Origin of the sequence: Streptomyces sp. NPDC051664 (assembly GCF_044453545.1) — a bacterium.
Taxonomy (GTDB): Bacteria; Actinomycetota; Actinomycetes; order Streptomycetales; family Streptomycetaceae; genus Streptomyces.
Genome location: NZ_JBITCU010000117.1, coordinates 1 through 1,642, shown reverse-complemented (window position 1 = coordinate 1,642; position 1,642 = coordinate 1). Strand labels below are relative to the sequence as shown.

Annotated in this window: 1 protein-coding gene; it reads left to right on the top strand. The window is 65.1% G+C overall.

The genetic code is table 11. The features are described from left to right. Window positions 1-1,028: 1,028 nt before the first annotated feature. On the top strand, window positions 1,029-1,307 hold the full coding sequence (locus tag ACIA8E_RS41910; RefSeq protein WP_399307362.1) for a hypothetical protein: 279 nt from the start codon (window positions 1,029-1,031) through the stop codon (window positions 1,305-1,307). Window positions 1,308-1,642 lie beyond the last annotated feature (335 nt).

The following is a 1,642-nucleotide window of genomic DNA, read 5'->3' as shown; positions in this document are numbered from 1 at the left end:
TCCGAGTAATCCTTCATCGCCATCTGCCGACTTCTCGCTTCCTCCGGATCAAGCAGATCCAGTAACAGCGTGTCCACCACTCAGAGGGAGGCCCCCTAGGAGCGAGGCCGCGAGGAACGCGATTCGCAAAGCCGCCCGCCTCTGGCGGGACGGCATGGACGCCATGGACCGCATGAGCGTCGAAGAGGCGGCCCGGGCCTGCTGGCTACCCGGCGGTCCAAGCCTCAAGGGCTTGACCCTCGCGATCACCCGAGACCGCTCACTGCGACGCATTGACAGAAGCAAGTCGCAGGACTGAGCGACTCAGGGCGGCCACCTCACAGGCGCCGCCAGGATCTCGAAAACCCCCTTCACGAGCGTGAAGGTCACGAAAGGCGCACATGTGTACGCAAAGAAGACTCCTGCTTCCGGTGCGCGTATACCGTCTGGATCTCGGGTCGCCGCATGCTCGCTACGGCTCGAGGTGGCTCTGCCTCTGTCAACGCCTCGTCAGGGCAGGGCCAGCAGGTTTCTGTCTCCGTGGGGGAGGGCAGGAAAGGGGCGGCCGACTTACCTTGGCCGCCTGCCTCAACCAGTTCGTCCTCCCTACGCATAGAGGGCGAACTGCAAGTGGCCTCGCGTGCCCCGTCGAGGCCACGGGCCGCGGATCGGCGGCCCGAGGCGGCCCTGCCTCTCACTTCTCTCGCTGAGGCAGGGCCGCCCATTCGACAGGCTCCTGTTCACCCAGGGGGAGGGCAGGAAAAAGGCGGTCGATTCTCTCCCCGGCCGCTGGCCTGAACCAGTTCGCCCTCCCGGCACCGAGGGCGAACCGCAAGTGGTCTCACGCTCCCCGCCGAGGCCCCGGGCCATGGTATGTCGGCCCGAAGTGGCCCTGCCTCTGTCAACTGCCTCGCAGAGGCAGAGCCACCCATTGCGCAGAACGCAGGTTCCCCTCAGGCACACGGATGCCATGACCGACCCTGCCGTACTGCTCGAAATGCGGTAGCCGCTACCTGCCAGGGCACAGCCACTGACGAGAGGATGACAACATGCTGACCCCACGCCAGATCGCGTTCGCCACCCCGGCCGACCTCGGCAGCCCAGGGAACTACCGGCGCTTCTGCCGGACCGCCGGCCTCGACCCCGCCCCCGACGGCTACGGCCTCCTCCTCGCCACCGACGAGCAGGGCAACAAGAAGACGCTCTGCACCGGCGACGTCGAATACGTGCGAGCCATCGCCGGAGCTAGGCCCGAAGTACTCAGCGAACTGTCCCTCCCTCAGGACAAGTTCCTCGTGTGCGACGGTTGGCCCGACAGTTGGACTTGACCTTGTAGCCACACCGAGGCCGCGGCAGCCACTGCCCGCGCCGCAGCCACTGACAACAGTTCAGCACCTCACAGGCCTCCGTCACGGCCTCGAAATCGATCCTCACGGGTATGAGAGGGCACAAAAAACTGTCCTTTGAGGCAAATGAGGCTCCTGCTTACGGTGCGCATGTACCGTCGCGGGCTCGTCCCCCTCTCTGTCAGCCTTGGGTGAGACATCCCGTTCTGCGGGGTTAGCCTTAGAAGTTGTTGTCTTTCCGAAGGCGGTAGCTGCGTTTCCGCTGGTCAGGCATGAGATCGGTGCTTCGGCGGGAGGGATGGCATGTCGTGTCGTCT